A 15,920-nucleotide genomic window follows, 5' to 3' on the forward strand; every position below is an offset into this window, starting at 1 on the left:
CTCTGGAACAGGAGAATTTGAGAATGACCGACAAGCTTTCGCAGAGCGCCGACAAGGTCCTCGACCACTACACCCTCTTCCGGCAGCCCGAATACGCGGCGATGTTCGAGAAGAAGAAGACCGAGTTCGAGTACGGCCATTCGGACGAGGAAGTCGCCCGCGTTTCCGAATGGACTAAGTCCGAAGAGTACAAGGCGAAGAACTTCGCCCGTGAAGCGGTCGTCATCAACCCGACCAAGGCCTGCCAGCCGATCGGCGCGATGTTCGCCGCCCAGGGCTTCGAAGGCACCCTGCCCTTCGTCCATGGCTCCCAGGGCTGCGTCGCCTATTACCGCACCCACCTGACCCGCCACTTCAAGGAGCCGAACAGCGCGGTCTCCTCGTCGATGACGGAAGACGCGGCGGTGTTCGGCGGCCTGAACAACATGATCGACGGCCTGGCGAACGCCTATGCGCTCTACAAGCCGAAGATGATCGCGGTGATGACGACCTGCATGGCCGAGGTGATCGGCGACGATCTCCAGGGTTTCATCGCCAACGCGAAGAACAAGGACAGCGTTCCGGCCGACTTCCCGGTGCCCTACGCCCACACCCCGGCCTTCGTCGGCAGCCACATCGTCGGCTACGACAACATGATCAAGGGCATCCTGACCAACTTCTGGGGCACGTTGGAGAATTTCGACACGCCCAAGACCGAGCAGATCAACCTGATCCCCGGCTTCGACGGTTTCGCGGTCGGCAACAACCGCGAACTGAAGCGCATCGCCGGCGAATTCGGCGTGAAGCTGCAAATCCTGTCCGACGTGTCCGACAATTTCGACACGCCGATGGATGGCGAGTACCGCATGTATGACGGCGGCACCACCATCGAGGAGACCAAGGAGGCCCTGCACGCCAAGGCCACCATCTCCATGCAGGAGTACAACACGACCCAGACCCTGCAGTTCTGCAAGGAGAAGGGCCAGGAAGTCGCCAAGTTCAACTACCCGATGGGCGTCACCGGCACCGACGAGCTGCTGCTGAAGCTCGCCGAACTGTCGGGCAAGCCGGTCCCGGCTAGCCTCAAGCTGGAGCGCGGCCGTCTGGTCGACGCCATCGCCGACAGCCACACCCACATGCACGGCAAGCGCTTCGCCGTTTACGGCGACCCGGACTTCTGCCTGGGCATGTCCAAGTTCCTGCTGGAGCTGGGTGCGGAGCCGGTGCACATCCTGTCGACGTCGGGCTCCAAGAAGTGGGAGAAGCAGGTCCAGAAGGTGCTGGACGGCTCGCCCTTCGGCGCCTCGGGCAAAGCCCATGGCGGCAAGGATCTGTGGCACCTGCGCTCGCTGATCTTCACCGACAAGGTGGACTACATCATCGGCAACAGCTACGGCAAGTATCTGGAGCGCGACACCAAGGTTCCGCTGATCCGCCTGACCTACCCGATCTTCGACCGCCATCACCACCACCGCTACCCGACCTGGGGCTACCAGGGCGCGCTGAACGTGCTGGTGCGGATCCTGGACCGGATCTTCGAAGACATCGACGCCAACACCAACATCGTCGGCCAGACCGACTACTCGTTCGACCTGATCCGCTGACCGGCACGCCGCCGGCGCTTCAGGTTTCGTTTTAAAGGCATCGGTTCAGCCAAACCGCCGGGCCGGGATTTCCATCCCCCAGCCCGGCGGCAACCTCCCCAGCCCGGAGAGCGTCGGCAACGGCGCGCTCCGGGTTTCTTTTGTCGATATGTTTCTTTTGTTCATGGGTCAGCCATCCCGCAGCGCGAAGCCGACCACCCGCTCCAGTGCACGGTCGGCCGCCGCCTGCCAGCCTTCGCCGCCCAGCTCGATCGAAGCCGGCGGCAGTCCGACCGACGGGACGGCCATGCCGTCGCGGACCGGACGGGCGCGCAGCAGCAGGCGGTGGTGGGCGCCGTCGGTCCAGTCCTGGCGGCCTTCGAGGACGACCAGCAGGATCGGGCCATCGACGGCAGGCGGCGTCTCCGCCGGTTCGGCATCGGGCGTTACCGCGCGCAGGCCGAGGCGAACCACCGCCTTGCCGTAACCGCCGGCCTTCCAGCCGACGAGATCGGCGGCGGCATCGCACAGCATCCCGGCCTCCGGTGGAACCGGGCGTCGGTCGAGGTCGAGGAAACGGCATGCGACGCCGATCTCACCCCCCGGTTCCTGGGCCAGCCGGATCACCGCGCCGTCCTGTGCCGCCGCGGCGGGGACTGCCGCCAGCGCCGCCATCATCGCGGCCGCATATCGCCAGCGCCTGCCGATCCGTCGCATCGTTGTTTTCCACCCGTTCGAACCGTCCTGATACGGCCGGCCCTCCCCACCCCCTGCGCGACATGTGCGACACCCGACAAGCCCCCGGAGCGGAGTCGCCGATTGTCAGCTATCGGACAGGGTTGGAAAACCAGACAATCGTTGTTTGCCAAAGACTTAATCACTGGCACGCCCCCTGCATCACACCGATGCAAAGCCATTTCCGGCGCCAGGATGGGAGAGCGGGCATGCTCCAGGACAAGATCCAGGATGTCTTCAACGAACCGGGCTGCGCGACCAACCAGGCCAAGTCGGCGAAGGAGAAGAAGAAGGGCTGCACCAAGTCGCTGAAACCGGGGGCGGCAGCCGGCGGCTGCGCCTATGACGGGGCGATGATCGTGCTCCAGCCGATCGCCGACGCCGCCCATCTGGTCCATGGCCCCATCGCCTGCCTCGGCAACGGCTGGGACAACCGCGGCTCCAAATCCTCGGGCTCGCAGCTCTACCGCACCGGCTTCACCACCGATCTGTCGGAACTGGACGTCATCGGCGGCGGCGAGAAGAAGCTCTACCGCGCCATCAAGGAGATCGTTCAGCAATACGACCCGCCGGCCGTCTTCGTCTATCAGACCTGCGTGCCCGCGATGACCGGCGACGACATCGCCGCGGTCTGCAAGTTCGCGGCGCAGAAGCTGGGCAAGCCGGTGATCCCGGTCGAGGCACCGGGCTTCGTCGGATCGAAGAATCTCGGCAACAAACTGGCCGGCGAAGCCCTGCTGGAGCATGTCATCGGCACGGTGGAGCCGGATTACACCACCCCGACCGACGTCTGCATCATCGGCGAATACAACCTCGCCGGCGAGCTGTGGCTGGTCAAGCCGCTGCTGGACGAGATCGGCATCCGCCTGCTGTCCTGCATTTCCGGCGACGGCCGCTACAAGGAGGTCGCCCAGGCCCATCGCGCCCGCGTCACCATGATGGTGTGCAGCCAGGCGCTGGTGAATGTCGGCCGCAAGATGGAGGAGCGCTACGGCATCCCCTATTTCGAGGGGTCCTTCTACGGCGTCTCCGACATGTCGGACACGCTGCGCACCATGACCCGCATGCTGGTGGAGCGCGGCGCCGACAAGGGCCTGATCGACCGGGCGGAGGGCGTGATCGCGCGGGAAGAAAGCCGGGTCTGGCGCCGGCTGGAACCCTACAAGCCGCGCTTCGACGGCAAGCGCGTCCTCCTCTTCACCGGCGGCGTCAAGAGCTGGTCGATGGTCAGCGCGCTGGAGGGGGCCGGGCTGACCATCCTCGGCACCTCCACCAAGAAATCGACCAAGGAGGACAAGGAGCGCATCAAGAAGATGAAGGGCGAGGAGTTCCACCAGTGGGACGATCTGAAGCCGCGCGACATCTACAGGATGCTGGCCGACGATCAGGCCGACATCATGATGTCCGGCGGCCGCTCGCAGTTCATCTCGCTGAAGGCCAAGGTTCCCTGGCTCGACATCAACCAGGAGCGCCACCATGCCTATGCCGGCTATGACGGCATCGTCAATCTCTGCGAGGAGATCGACAAGACGCTGTCGAATCCGATCTGGCGTCAGGTTCGCCAGCCGGCGCCCTGGGAGTCCGGCCCGTCCTCCGCCCTGCTGGCATCCTCCATGGCGGCGGAGTGACGGCGATGTCCCACATCCAGCGCTTCCCTTCCGCCGCCAAGGCCGCCTCCACCAACCCGCTGAAGATGAGCCAGCCGCTGGGGGCGGCTCTGGCCTATCTCGGCGTCGACCGTTGCCTGCCGCTGTTCCATGGCTCGCAGGGCTGCACCGCCTTCGGGCTGGTCCTGCTGGTGCGCCATTTCCGCGAGGCGATCCCGCTGCAGACCACGGCGATGGATCAGGTCGCCACCATCCTCGGCGGCTACGACAATCTGGAGCAGGCGATCCGCACCATCGTCGAGCGCAACCAGCCCGCCATAATCGGCGTCGCCACCACCGGCGTCACCGAGACCAAGGGCGAGGACATGGGCGGGCAATACACGCTGTTCCGCCAGCGCAACCCCGATCTGGCCGACACCGCACTGGTCTTCGCCAACACCCCCGACTTCGCCGGCGGTTTCGAGGACGGCTTCGCCGCCGCGGTCACCGCGATGGTCGAGCGGCTGGTCGAACCGTCGCCGGTGCGCATCCCGACCCAGGTCAATGTGCTGGCCGGCTGCCACCTGTCACCCGGCGACGTGGAAGAGCTGCGCGACATCATCGAGGGCTTCGGCCTGTCGCCGATCTTCCTGCCCGACCTGTCGCTGTCGATGGCGGGCCGCCAGCCGGCCGACTTCACCGCCACCTCGCTGGGCGGCGTGACGGTCGATCAGATCCGCGCCATGGGGGCTTCGGCCGTCACCATCGTGGTCGGCGAGCATATGCGGGTGGCCGGCAACGCGCTGGAGCTGAAGACCGACGTGCCCAGCCATTTCTTCAACCGCCTGACCGGGCTGGAGGCGACGGACAAGCTGGTCCGGCTGCTGACGGAGCTGTCGGGCAAGCCGGCGCCCGCCCGGCTGCGGCGCCAGCGCGAAAGCTTGGTCGACACCATGCTGGACGGGCATTTCTTCTACAGCCGCAAGCGCATCGCCGTCGCGCTGGAGCCCGACCTGCTCTATGCCGTCACCGGCTTCCTTGCCGATATGGGGGCCGAGGTGATCGCCGCGGTGTCGCCGACGCAAAGCCCGGTGCTGGAGCGGCTGAAGGCCGCCACCATCATGGTCGGCGATCATTCCGACGTGGAGACGCTGGCCCGCGACGCCGACCTGATCGTCTCCAACTCGCACGGGCGGCAGGGGGCGGCGCGGATCGGCGTGGCGCTGCACCGCATGGGCCTGCCGCTGTTCGACCGGCTGGGGGCCGGCCTGCGCGTCCAGGTCGGCTATCGCGGCACGCGGGAGCTGCTGTGCGACATCGGCAACCTGTTCCTCGCCCGCGAGATGGACCACGAGCACGGGCACGAGAGCCACGACCACGGGGAATCCCACGGCTGTGGAGGCGGATCATGCGGATGCAACGCCGTCTGAGCGTGGTGCAGGACCCACGCCCGACCAAAGGAGGATCGATGAAGGTCGCTTTCTGCACCCAGGACATGCAGCACGTCGATGCGCATTTCGGCTGGGCCAAGAACATCGCCGTTTATCGGGTCGACCGCCAGGGTCATGCCTTTCTGGAGACCTTCCAATTCGGCGGCTCGATGTTCGAGGACGGCAACGAGGACAAGCTGGTGCCGAAGCTGGAGGCGCTGGCCGACGTCGCCATCGTCTATCTGTCGGCCATCGGCGCAACGGCCGCCGCCCGCGTGGTGGCGAAGAAGATCCATCCGGTGAAGGTCGAGGCCACCGACACCATCCCCGCCCTGCTCGACCGGCTGGTCCAGACGCTGAACGGCAATCCGCCGCCCTGGCTGCGCAAGGCGATGGGCGAAACGCCCGAATTCCATTTCGACGAGGAGGAGGTCTGAGCATGTCAGAGGTGGCTGAAGTGTCCGTCGCCGACCAGTTCGTGAAGACGCTGGTCCTGCTGTTCCGTGCCGAGGACAGCTATGGCGCCTGGGAGGGCAAGCCCGACGAGGCTCTGCTCGCCCCCTTCGTGCTGGACAAGGAGGCGCGCGCCGCCATCCCGATCATCGGCGATCCCGACCCGGACACGCTGTGGCGGCTGGAGCTGTTCTACAAGGCGGTCGGGCTGATGGTGGAGAAGCAGACCGGCCTGATGGCCTCGCCGATGATGAAGATGAGCCACGAGGGCTTCGGCCGCATGATCCTGACCACCGGCCGGCTGGTGGTGGTGTCGAAGTCGCTGCGCGACGTCCACCGTTTCGGCTTCCCCACCATCGAAAAGCTCGCCGCCGACGGCGCCAAGCTGGTCGAGGACGCCGTGGCGCTGATCCGGGAATATCCCGACGTCGCGAATCTCTGAGCCCCGGACCTTTGCCACATGGGACCACGACCATGAGCGAGATCGACGCCCTGAAGGACGAGATCAAAAAGCTGAACGCCCGCGCCACCCAGAAGAAGATGGATCTGCACGACCTGTCGGAAGAGCTTCCGCAGAATTGGCAGACCATCCTGACGGTGGCACAGGAAACCTATGACGCCTTCAAGACCCTGACCGAGAAGCGGGCGGCGCTGAAGGCGCTGGAGACGGCGTAACCCCTCCATTTCCAACGAAAAGCTTAGGCGCACCCTTTCCCGAGAGGAGCATTCCCATGGCTGAGTTCCTGACCGGCACCACCCGCGGTGGTCAGAGCTGGACCCCGAAATTCGTCCAATCCATCGACCGGAAACAGTGCATCGGCTGCGGCCGCTGCTTCAAGGTGTGCGGTCGCGACGTGCTCGACATGATCGGCCTGACCGAGGATGGCGACATCGTCGACGCCTTCGACGACGAGGCCGAGAAGAAGATCATGACGGTCAAGGAAGCGGCCAACTGCATCGGCTGCGAAAGCTGCTCCAAGGTCTGCTCGAAGAGCTGCATCACCCATGCGCCGGTGGCGGCGTAAACACGGGTGGGGGCTGACGCACAGGCGCCAGCCCCCACCCTTCTCAGTACGCGTATTCCTTGAACACCGGATCGACGCTGCCGCCCCAGGGACCGTTGAACTTCTCCAGAAGCTCGTCGGCGGGGCTGCGGCCGGTCTCGGCGACGACCTGAAGCGTGTCGAGGAAGTGGGTCTCGTCGTCGCCCCAATTGTCGTTGCGGGCGCGGCGGGCCAGACCGTCGCGGGCAATCGCCAGCATCTCCAGCGCCACGTTCCGCACCGTCCCAGTACGGAACGTCGTGCGCAGGCCGGACCGCGGCACCTCGGCGCGCAGATGCGCCCGCTCCGCCGTCGTCCAGTCCTTCACCAGATCCCAGGCGGCATCCAGCGCCACCTGATCGTAGAGCAGTCCGACCCACAGGGCCGGCAGGGCGCACAGGCTGCGCCACGGGCCGCCGTCGGCGCCGCGCATCTCCAGATACTTCTTCAGACGCGCTTCCGGGAAGGCCGTGGTGGTGTGGTCGGCCCAGTCGGTGATCAGCGGCAGTTCGCCCGGCAGCGCCGGCAGCTTGCCGTCGAGGAAATCGCGGAAGGACTGGCCGGCCGCGTCGATGTAGGTGCCGTCGCGGTAGACGAAGTACATCGGCGTGTCGAGCAGATAGTCGACATAGCGTTCGAAGCCGAAGCCGTCCTCGAACACGAAGGGGATGTCGCCGGTGCGGTCCGGATCGGTGTCGGTCCAGATGTGGCTGCGGAAGCTCTGGAAGCCGTTCGGCTTGCCCTCGGTGAAGGGGGACATGGCGAACAGGGCGGTGGCGATGGGCTGGAGCGCCAGCGACACGCGGAACTTCTTGACCATGTCGGCTTCGGAGGCGAAGTCGAGGTTCACCTGCACCGTACAGGTCCGCATCATCATGTCGAGGCCGAGCGAGCCGACCTTCGGCATGTAGTCGCGCATGATCTTGTAGCGGCCCTTCGGCATCCAGGGGATGTCGTCGCGCGTCCATTTCGGCTGGAAGCCCAGCCCCATCATGGCGATGCCCAGCTCGCCCCCGACCTCCTTCACCTGGCGCAGGTGGCGATGCACCTCGGCACAGGTCTGGTGCAGGGTCTCCAGCGGGGCACCGGACAGTTCGACCTGCCCGCCGGGCTCCAGCGTGATGTTGGCCATGTCCTGGACCAACGCGATGATGTTGCCCTTCTCCTCCACCGGCTGCCAGCCGAAGCGGGTCATGCGGGTCAGCAGCTCGCGGATGCCGTCCGGCCCGTCATAGGGCAGCGGCCGCAGGTCGGAGGTGCGGTAGGCGAATTTCTCGTGCTCGGTCCCGATGCGCCAGTCGGGTGCCGGCTTGCAGCCGGATTCGAGATAGGCCGCAAGCTGGCGGCGGTCGGTGATGGGTTCGCCGCGCGTTGTCGGGGGTGCGGACATGAAGTCTCTCGCGGGAAGTGGACGGAGGATCGGCCGGGTGACGGCCGGTTACGGGATCGGCGCGCGGAAAGGCGGACGCCGGTCGCTTCCCCCGGCAGTCCAATCCCCGGCCAAGGACTGCCAGCAAGCCAACGCCGCCACCACCGCCGTGTCGGCCCGCAGGATGCGCGGACCCAATCCCACCGGAACAACAAAGGGAAGTTTGGTGATTTCGTCAAGTTCCGACTGGTCGAAGCCACCCTCCGGCCCGACCAGCAAGGCGGCCGGCCCCGGCGGCGCATCGCGCAGCACCTCGGCGACCGGACGGGCGGCCCCGGCCTCCGCGCACAGATAGAGCCTGCGGTCGGCCGGCCAGCCGGCCAGCGCGCGGTCCAGCGGCACCGCCTCGCCCATCTCCGGCACGCTGAGGCGTTCGCACTGCTCGGCCGCCTCCACCGCGTTGGCGCGCAGCCGGTCGAGGTTGACGCGGTTGGGGTCGGTTCGCCGGGTGAAGACCGGCCACAGGCGGGACACCCCCATCTCCGTCGCTTTTTCCGCGACGAAGTCGATGCGGCCCTTCTTCAGAGGGGCGAAGACCAGCCACAGGTCGGGGGTGGTGTCCTGCTCCCGCCGCTGCTCCGCCACGGTCAGCGAGCACCAGCCCTTGCCGAAACCGTCGATGACCGCCCGCCATTCGCCGTCGCGGCCGTTGAACACCGCGACGGAGTCGCCGCGATCCAGCCGCAGGACGTGACGGAGGAAATGGGCGCGCTCATGGTCGAGCCCGACCGACTGGCCTTCGGCCAGCGGGCTGTCGACAAAAAGGCGGGTCTTGATCGGGTCGGCCATGGCATTCGTCTCCGCGGGGCGGTGGAGACTATAGAGCGGATCGCGTGAAACCGGACCAGATTTGAAGCGCGGATCCGGCCGTCGAACTCAGCGACGAAGGGTCATGCGCTTCACGATGGACGCAATGAACCTTCAAGCGGACGCGGATGCACAGGCCGAACCCAGGCTGGAGACCGGCCTCAGCCGACGGCGATCAGGGAGTCGATCTGCCGGCGCAGGTCGTTGGGCTGAACAGGCTTGTGCAGGATGCGGATCTGGTCCGCCTTGGCCGCGGCCATCAGTTCGGTCCCGGTGTCGCCGGTCAGGATGATCGCAGGCACAGTGACGCCACAGGCCTCGCGCACCGCCCGCACGGCGGTGATGCCCGACCAGCCGTCGCGCAGCCGGTAGTCGGACAGGATCACGTTGGGCAGCGGGCAGCCGGGCAGCTTCGCCAGGACGGTTTCCACATCCTCGGCGGCAAGCACCTGATAGCCCCAGGTGTCCAGCATGATCTCCATCCCGGCCAGAATGATCGACTCGTCGTCGATGACGACGGCGAAACGGTCCGGTGTTGTGCTCATGTCCATTTGCGATTGCAGGCCGCTGAGGTTATGACAAAGAAACAGTATTGGTACGATTTTGGCGAGCGCAAGATCACAGGCTGCAATTTTCCATAGCTTGGGCTCGGGTGATTTGCCGCACCGCGCTTGCCGCACGGATGACAGCCCGATACCTTCGCCTGAATCATGGCCCTGACAGGCTGTTCAGACATTCTCATAGCACAGCGAAACCGCCGCCGTCATGCCCACTGCCTCCACCGGCCCCACTCTGCCCGAGTCCGGCTTCACCGACATCCGCCAGGACGGCTGGATCGCGCGGAAGCTCCCGCCCCGCGTGCGCCCTTATGTCACGCTGGCGCGACTCGACCGTCCCATCGGGACATGGCTGCTGCTGTTCCCCTGCTGGTGGAGCGTGGCGCTGGCCATGCCGCAGCCCTTCCGTGACTGGCCGACGCTGCTGTGGCTGATGGCGCTGTTCGGCGTCGGCGCGGTGCTGATGCGCGGCGCCGGCTGCACCGTCAACGACATCCTCGACCGCAAATTCGACGCGATGGTGGAGCGCACCCGTTCCCGCCCGATCCCGTCGGGTCAGGTGACGGTGCGTCAGGCCCTGGCCTTCCTCGTCGCCCAGCTTCTGGTGTCGCTGCTGATCCTGGTCCAGTTGGGGACGACGGCCATCGGGCTGGGGGTGCTGTCGCTGCTGCTGGTCTTCACCTACCCGCTGATGAAGCGCATCACCTGGTGGCCGCAGGCTTTCCTGGGGCTGACCTTCAACTGGGGCGCCCTGATGGGCTGGGCCACGGTTCAGAACGATGTCGGCTGGCCGGCGTTGGCGCTCTATGTGACGGGCGTCGCCTGGACGCTGGGCTATGACACCATCTACGCCCATCAGGACAAGGAGGACGATGCCCGCATCGGCGTGAAGTCCACCGCGCTGCGCCTGGGCGACCAGAGCAAGATCTGGATTTATGGCTTCTACACCCTGACCTATGTCGGCATCGGCATCGCCGGTCGTCTGGCAGGCTTGGGCGGGCTGTTCCTGCCGGTGCTGTCGCTGGCGGCACTGCAGCTGGCCTGGCAGGTCGCGACCTGGCGGCCGGACGACCAGGGCGATTGCCTGGACAAGTTCAAGTCCAACCGCTGGTTCGGCTGGCTGGTGCTTGCGGCCATCCTGGCGGGGAAGATCTGAGCAGGCGCTCTGCCGGTGTGGGCCGCGATGCCGGCATACCGGCACAGGCAAGAGGGCAAACGAAAAGGGCGGAGCCAAGCCCCGCCCTTCCTGAAAACCTGACGCTATGCCGCTCAGCGTTCGCTGGTGTCGGCCAGCTGGGCGACGGCGTTGCCGGAGCCGGGCTTGCGGCCGGGGGCGACGGTGCGGTGGCTGCCGGGGCCGGAAAGCTCGGCGACCGTGACCGGGGCGGACTGCGCGCTGGCCGGCTTGCGCGACGGCAGCACGGCAACGTCGATGCGCTGCGGCTTCTGCGGCGTCTGGGAGGCGACGGCGGTCGTGGCCAGGGTCTGCGGCTTGCGGCCGGGGACCGAAACGCTGAGGTTCTTCTGCGGATGCAGGGAGGCTTCCATCATGCGCGGGCCGTTGGCCTTGGCACGGCCGCGCGGGCTGCTGGCGAAGCCCTGGTCCATGCCGCGGTCGCCGGCATCGAGCATCCGGCCGCCACGCGAATCATCGGACTCGCCTTCCGGCAGGATGAAGCCGTAGGCGGCGTAGACGCGCAGACCCATCTGGTCGGTCGGCTCGTGCCAGACGCGGACGGCGGACCAGTCGTTGTTGCGGGACACGTCGACCACCCGCATGCCGCGGCGCAGACCGTCGCCGTCGATCCAGCTGTGGTCGACCTCGATGGTGCGGCGGTCGATCACCGCGCTGACCAGCGAAACGTGACCGCGGCGCATGTGGCCGGTGCGCTTGAAGACGAGGACGGAGCCGATGGCCGGGCGGTGTTCGCGGTCATACTGGCCGGCGGCATGATCCCACCAGGTCCAGGCGTCGCCGCGTATGGTGAAGTCGGAGATGGAGCGGACCGTCCGAACGCAATCGCCGTCTTGTGCGGCAGCCGTCGACACGGTAAGGGGGCTCAGCGCGATCAAAGCCGCAAACGAAAGGCCGATGGCGGTTCCCCTCTGCCGCATGACTCCCCCAATCCCTCTGTTTTCCCCTGGTGGAAACGGGTAACACGGGTTCGCGGCTGTGTCTACACCGTTTGAATTATGTAACATTCATAAGCCACCGCCAGCCTTCCTCCCAACAGCGGAGCCCCTTGGGAAACCTCGTATGAACAATGCATCCCCGCCAGATTTCGTCCGCGATAACACGACGCTGACGACCACGCTGCTGTTGCCGGAAATCCAGCTTCATCTTGCCACTGAAGTCACTCCACTCTGGCAGGCAACCGAGGAGACCTTGGCCGCCACGAATTTGCCACCGCCATACTGGGCTTTCGCTTGGCCGGGGGGACAGGCTGTGGCGCGGCTGGTGCTCGACCGGCCGGAGCTGGTGGCCGGCAGGTCGGTGCTCGATTTTGCCGCAGGCACCGGGCTGGTCGGCATCGCCGCGATGAAGGCGGGGGCGGCGCGGGTCCAGTCCTGCGACATTGACCGCTTCTCGCTGGCCGCCATCGCGCTGAACGCCGAAGCCAACGGGGTGGAGGTCAAGCCGGTCAGCGCCGATCTGGTCGGCCGGCCGCTGCCGGGCATCGACGTGGTCCTGGCCGGCGACGTCTGTTACGAGCGGCCGATGGCGGAGCGGGTCACCGCATGGCTGCGCGGGATCGCCGCCACCGGAACGCTGGTGCTGCTGGGCGATCCCGGCCGCGCCTATTTCCCGGCAAGCGGCATCGAGAAGCTGGCGGCCTACACCGTCCCGACCTCGCTGGAGCTGGAGGACCGGGAGGCGCGCGAAACCGCCATCTGGCGCCTGTTGCCTGACGCTTGATGCCTAACGCCTGATCCCTACTAACGATTGAGACGCGACACGGCCAGCCGCAGGTCGGCCAGGAAGGTCGGCTGCTCCACCAGCTGGCCGCGCAGCAGATAGCTGGGGTGGAAGGTCGGCACCACCTCAACCCCATCCAGCAGGCGGCAGGGCAGCACCGTGCCGCGCAGTTGCAGGATGCCGTTCTCCCCGGTCAACGCCCAGGTGGGCGTCCGGCCGAGCGCCACGATCACCGACGGGCGGTAGTCGGCCAGGGTGGCACGCAGATGCTCGATCTCGCCGGCGAACTCGGCGAGCAGCCGGTCCGACGTGCCGAAGGCGCCCCAGCTCTCGTCGATCTCCCGCCCCTCCTTGCGGGCGCGGGCGCGCGAAGAGAAGAAGTGCCCCACCTTGTTGCCGGGCGGCTGGTAGCGGAAGACGTTGGCGACGAGACATTCCGCCCGCTCGATGCCGACGGCGGCCAGCGATTCGTCCAGCAGCTTGCCGCTGCGCCCGACGAAGGGGGTGCCCTGCCGCGCCTCCTCTGCCCCCGGCGCCTCGCCGACGATGGCGAGCCGCGGCCCGTCCACCGGCTTGGTCGGATACTGGTAGTCGGCGAAAGGCATGTCGGTGCGCAGGTCTGTCATCGGATCGGTTCCAATAGTGCATCTGGCAAAAGTGCATCGCGAGAGCGCAGATAGGGCGCCGGACTTGCCGAAGCACCGCCCGGAACCCAAGCTTCTAGCCGGTACGCTTCTAGCGCAGACCACCAGCCAAGGCCACCAACAGGGGAGAGACCGGGATGACACCACAGGCGCCGACGACGCAGGAACTCGCGGCCAAGACCTGCGAACCCTGCCGCGGCGGGATTCCGCCGATGGACCGCGCGATGGCCGCCTCCTATCTGGTGCAGGTGCCGGGCTGGGTCCTGAAGGAAGGCCCCGACCGCATCGAGCGCGACTTCAAATTCCCCGACTTCGCCCAGGCCCAGGCCTTCGCCAATCAGGTGGGCAACCTGTGCGAGGCGGAAGGCCACCATGCGGAGATCCGTTACGGCTGGGGCCACTGCTCCGTCGCCTTCTGGACCCACAAGATCAAGGGCTTGCACGAAAACGACTTCGTCATGGCGGCGAAGGTCAACGGGCTGGCCGACGCGCCCTATGTGCCGGCATCGGTCGGGACCCCGCCGCCGCCCTATGTGCAGGGGGCGTGAGGAGCACGGGTGGGGGCAAGGCCTTGCCCTACCCCCACAACTCCGCGTCCGGCGGCTGCACCACCGCGCCGTCATAGACCAGCCCCGGCTCGCGGTCGCGGGCGAGCAGCAGCGGGCCGTCGAGGTCGACATAGCGCGCCCCCTGCCCCACCAGCATGGCCGGCGCCATCGCCAGCGACGTCGCCACCATGCAGCCGACCATCACCTCGAAGCCCATGGCGTGGGCGGCGGCGGTCATCGCCAGCGCCTCGGTCAGGCCGCCGGTCTTGTCCAGCTTGACGTTCACCACCCGATACAGCCCGCTCAACCGCTCCAGCGATTCCAGCCCGTGGCAGGATTCGTCGGCGCCGAGCGGCACCGGACAATCGACCCCGCGCAACGCCTCGTCCTGGCCGGCGGGCAGCGGCTGCTCGATCATCTCGACGCCCAGCCCGGCCAGCACCGGGGCAAAGCTGTGCAGCTGCTCCAGCGTCCAGCCCTCGTTAGCGTCGACCACCAGCCGGGCGGCGGGAGCGGCGGCACGGACGGCGGCGACACGGTCGAGATCGCCCTCTCCCGTCAGCTTCATCTTCAGCAGCGGATGACGCGGCGCCCGTTCCCGCGCCGCGGCGGCCATCGCGGCGGGCTCGTCGACGCTCAGCGTGTAGCAGGTGACGAGCGGCCCCGGCGGCTGGGCCAACCCGGCGAGTGTCCAGGCCGGCACGCCGCCGCGCTTGGCCTCCAGGTCCCACAGCGCACAGTCCAGCGCGTTGCGGGCGGCACCCGGCGGCATCAGCCGGCCCAGCGCCACGCGGTCGAGACCGCCGGCAACCACACCGGCCATCGCCTCCAGCGCGGCGGCGACCCCGTCGACGCTTTCGCCATAGCGGGCGTAGGGCACGCATTCACCGCGGCCGCGGTGGGGACCGTCAGTCACCTCCGCCACCACCACCGCGGCTTCGGTCTTGGCCCCGCGCGAGATGCGGAAGGCGCCGCGGATGGGGAAACTCTCGCGACGGACGGTCAGCTGTTGGGCGGACATGCTCTGCAACCCCGAAACGGAACAGGGCCGGGAGTGTATCCCGGCCCCGTCCCATAAGGCGACAGGCTTGAAGCGAACGGCTTGGCGGCCTCAGCGTTCCTGAAGGATGACGCCGTACCAGCCCAGCCCCTTGTAGGTCTCGTAACCCGGCGTCAGGGCGTAGCCGACCAGACGGTTCTTGTCGTCGATGTAATGGCCCATGGTGCCGGCGGCGCGACGCAGCGGCACCGTCTCGGTCAGCATGCCGCGGCCGTCGGAGGATGCGATGATGCGATGGCGGGCGTCGAGCAGCAGGCACCGCGACTTCTCGCGCTCGCCGGCCTCCAGCCGCACACCCTCGACCACCGCGGCGGCCTGCGGCTCCCAGTCGAAGAAGATGCCGAGCACGCCGATGGCGTCGCCGTCTGCCTCGCCGTCGCGGCGGATGGCGGTGGCGTAGGTGGCGACGACGCGGTCGTCCAGGCTGCGGTTGCGGGCGACGTCGCCGACGGTGAACTCGCCACCGTTGCGGGTGGCCAGCGCCTGGCGGAACCACGGCTCGTCCGACACGTTGGCGCCGCGCGCGCCGGGATAGCGGTCGGGCCGGCCGTTGGCGATGACGGTGCCGTTGCGGTCGGCGATCCAGAGGTCGAGATAGACGGTGTAAGATTCCAGGATCACGCCCAGCCGGCGCGAGGCATGGCGGCGCGCCTCCTCCGTCGGATCGGCGGCGCAATCGACCACCGCGCTGTCGGTCGCCCACCAGCGCACGTCGCAGGACCGCTCATACAGGTTGCGGTCGATGATCTCGATCATGTTCAGCGAGAGGTCGGCCAGCCGCTTGCCGTGCATCTCCTGCACCATGGCGCTGCCGGTGGTGGTCAGGTGATCGACGCGGGCGACGATTTCCGACCGCAGTTCCTTGGTGATGCTGTTGACCTGGGTCGAGATCTCCGACACCTCGTTGGCGACGACGGCGAAGCCGCGCCCGGCGTCGCCGGCCCGTGCCGCCTCGATCAGGGCGTTCATGGCCAGCATCTTGGTGCGCCGGGTGATGTCCTCGATCAAGGACACCTTCTTCGACGCAACATCCAGCACGCCACGCGACAGCTCGAACAGATCGGTGCCCGCCATGCTCATCGTCTTGTCCCCCGTCATGACCGTCCCTGCAGTCTCCAAATCAAAAGCCGTGCCAACGGTCACCGGCGC

At 67.2% G+C, this 15,920-nt stretch carries 18 protein-coding genes; 10 read left to right on the forward strand and 8 right to left on the reverse strand.

Translation table 11 applies throughout. From position 1 onward, the window contains the following. Positions 1–23: 23 nt before the first annotated feature. Positions 24–1,583 (forward strand): nitrogenase molybdenum-iron protein subunit beta, encoded by a 1,560-nt coding sequence (gene nifK, locus ABNQ38_RS19630; RefSeq protein WP_377809828.1) that lies wholly within the window; start codon positions 24–26, stop codon positions 1,581–1,583. A 168-nt stretch (positions 1,584–1,751) separates the two neighbouring features. Here the strand turns inward: nifK and ABNQ38_RS19635 are convergent, their stop codons facing one another. Next, positions 1,752–2,279: a hypothetical protein gene (locus ABNQ38_RS19635; RefSeq protein WP_377809829.1), complete on the reverse strand. Its 528-nt coding sequence runs from the start codon at positions 2,277–2,279 to the stop codon at positions 1,752–1,754. Positions 2,280–2,506: 227 nt separating this feature from the next. On the opposite strand from ABNQ38_RS19635, the gene nifE reads away from it, so the two are divergent. Genes nifE through fdxB form a run of 6 tightly spaced genes read left to right on the forward strand, consistent with a single transcriptional unit; the run spans position 2,507 to position 6,791 of the window. Further along, the gene (gene nifE, locus ABNQ38_RS19640; RefSeq protein ID WP_377809830.1) at positions 2,507–3,925 is read left to right on the forward strand and encodes a nitrogenase iron-molybdenum cofactor biosynthesis protein NifE; all 1,419 of its coding nucleotides are present in this window, start codon (positions 2,507–2,509) and stop codon (positions 3,923–3,925) included. Positions 3,926–3,930: 5 nt separating this feature from the next. Then, complete coding sequence (gene nifN / locus ABNQ38_RS19645; RefSeq protein WP_377809831.1) at positions 3,931–5,313, forward strand: nitrogenase iron-molybdenum cofactor biosynthesis protein NifN; 1,383 nt, start codon at positions 3,931–3,933, stop codon at positions 5,311–5,313. A 38-nt stretch (positions 5,314–5,351) separates the two neighbouring features. Next, positions 5,352–5,750: a nitrogen fixation protein NifX gene (gene nifX, locus ABNQ38_RS19650; RefSeq protein WP_377809832.1), complete on the forward strand. Its 399-nt coding sequence runs from the start codon at positions 5,352–5,354 to the stop codon at positions 5,748–5,750. A gap of 2 nt (positions 5,751–5,752) precedes the next feature. After that, on the forward strand, positions 5,753–6,208 hold the full coding sequence (locus ABNQ38_RS19655) for a NifX-associated nitrogen fixation protein (protein ID WP_377809833.1): 456 nt from the start codon (positions 5,753–5,755) through the stop codon (positions 6,206–6,208). A 32-nt stretch (positions 6,209–6,240) separates the two neighbouring features. After that, the gene (locus tag ABNQ38_RS19660; protein WP_377809834.1) at positions 6,241–6,441 is read left to right on the forward strand and encodes a CCE_0567 family metalloprotein; all 201 of its coding nucleotides are present in this window, start codon (positions 6,241–6,243) and stop codon (positions 6,439–6,441) included. Between the two features lie 56 nt (positions 6,442–6,497). After that, a complete protein-coding gene (gene fdxB / locus ABNQ38_RS19665) occupies positions 6,498–6,791 on the forward strand; it encodes a ferredoxin III, nif-specific (RefSeq protein ID WP_377809835.1) in 294 nt (97 codons plus the stop codon). A gap of 43 nt (positions 6,792–6,834) precedes the next feature. Here the strand turns inward: fdxB and ABNQ38_RS19670 are convergent, their stop codons facing one another. From ABNQ38_RS19670 to ABNQ38_RS19680, 3 genes are all read right to left on the reverse strand, one after another. Next, entirely contained in the window at positions 6,835–8,199 is a 1,365-nt protein-coding gene (locus tag ABNQ38_RS19670; RefSeq protein ID WP_377809836.1) for a glutamate--cysteine ligase, read from the reverse strand. 48 nt (positions 8,200–8,247) lie between these two features. Further along, the gene (locus ABNQ38_RS19675) at positions 8,248–9,027 is read right to left on the reverse strand and encodes a 16S rRNA (uracil(1498)-N(3))-methyltransferase (RefSeq protein ID WP_377809837.1); all 780 of its coding nucleotides are present in this window, start codon (positions 9,025–9,027) and stop codon (positions 8,248–8,250) included. 179 nt (positions 9,028–9,206) lie between these two features. Beyond that, on the reverse strand, positions 9,207–9,590 hold the full coding sequence (locus ABNQ38_RS19680) for a response regulator (protein ID WP_377809838.1): 384 nt from the start codon (positions 9,588–9,590) through the stop codon (positions 9,207–9,209). A gap of 220 nt (positions 9,591–9,810) precedes the next feature. Between ABNQ38_RS19680 and ubiA the strand changes: the two genes are divergently transcribed. Further along, positions 9,811–10,758, forward strand: a complete 948-nt coding sequence (ubiA, locus tag ABNQ38_RS19685) for a 4-hydroxybenzoate octaprenyltransferase (RefSeq protein WP_109050541.1) — start codon at positions 9,811–9,813, stop codon at positions 10,756–10,758. Between the two features lie 113 nt (positions 10,759–10,871). On the opposite strand, the gene ABNQ38_RS19690 is transcribed toward ubiA, so the two are convergent. Further along, a complete protein-coding gene (locus ABNQ38_RS19690; RefSeq protein WP_377809839.1) occupies positions 10,872–11,651 on the reverse strand; it encodes a CHAP domain-containing protein in 780 nt (259 codons plus the stop codon). 208 nt (positions 11,652–11,859) lie between these two features. On the opposite strand from ABNQ38_RS19690, the gene ABNQ38_RS19695 reads away from it, so the two are divergent. Further along, positions 11,860–12,519, forward strand: coding sequence for a class I SAM-dependent methyltransferase (locus ABNQ38_RS19695; protein ID WP_377809840.1), 660 nt, complete (start codon positions 11,860–11,862; stop codon positions 12,517–12,519). A gap of 20 nt (positions 12,520–12,539) precedes the next feature. On the opposite strand, the gene ABNQ38_RS19700 is transcribed toward ABNQ38_RS19695, so the two are convergent. Further along, positions 12,540–13,145 (reverse strand): uracil-DNA glycosylase family protein, encoded by a 606-nt coding sequence (locus tag ABNQ38_RS19700; protein WP_109450519.1) that lies wholly within the window; start codon positions 13,143–13,145, stop codon positions 12,540–12,542. A 155-nt stretch (positions 13,146–13,300) separates the two neighbouring features. Between ABNQ38_RS19700 and ABNQ38_RS19705 the strand changes: the two genes are divergently transcribed. Beyond that, positions 13,301–13,711, forward strand: a complete 411-nt coding sequence (locus tag ABNQ38_RS19705; RefSeq protein WP_377809841.1) for a 4a-hydroxytetrahydrobiopterin dehydratase — start codon at positions 13,301–13,303, stop codon at positions 13,709–13,711. 28 nt (positions 13,712–13,739) lie between these two features. Here ABNQ38_RS19705 and dgcA read toward each other — a convergent pair whose 3' ends face one another. Next, a complete protein-coding gene (dgcA, locus tag ABNQ38_RS19710) occupies positions 13,740–14,732 on the reverse strand; it encodes an N-acetyl-D-Glu racemase DgcA (RefSeq protein WP_377809842.1) in 993 nt (330 codons plus the stop codon). 90 nt (positions 14,733–14,822) lie between these two features. Then, positions 14,823–15,869 carry a methyl-accepting chemotaxis protein gene (locus tag ABNQ38_RS19715; protein WP_377809843.1) on the reverse strand — a complete coding sequence of 349 codons (1,047 nt, stop codon included), beginning with the start codon at positions 15,867–15,869 and terminating at the stop codon, positions 14,823–14,825. Positions 15,870–15,920 lie beyond the last annotated feature (51 nt).

It is taken from the genome of Azospirillum sp. A29 (assembly GCF_042604625.1).
GTDB lineage: Bacteria > Pseudomonadota > Alphaproteobacteria > Azospirillales > Azospirillaceae > Azospirillum > Azospirillum palustre.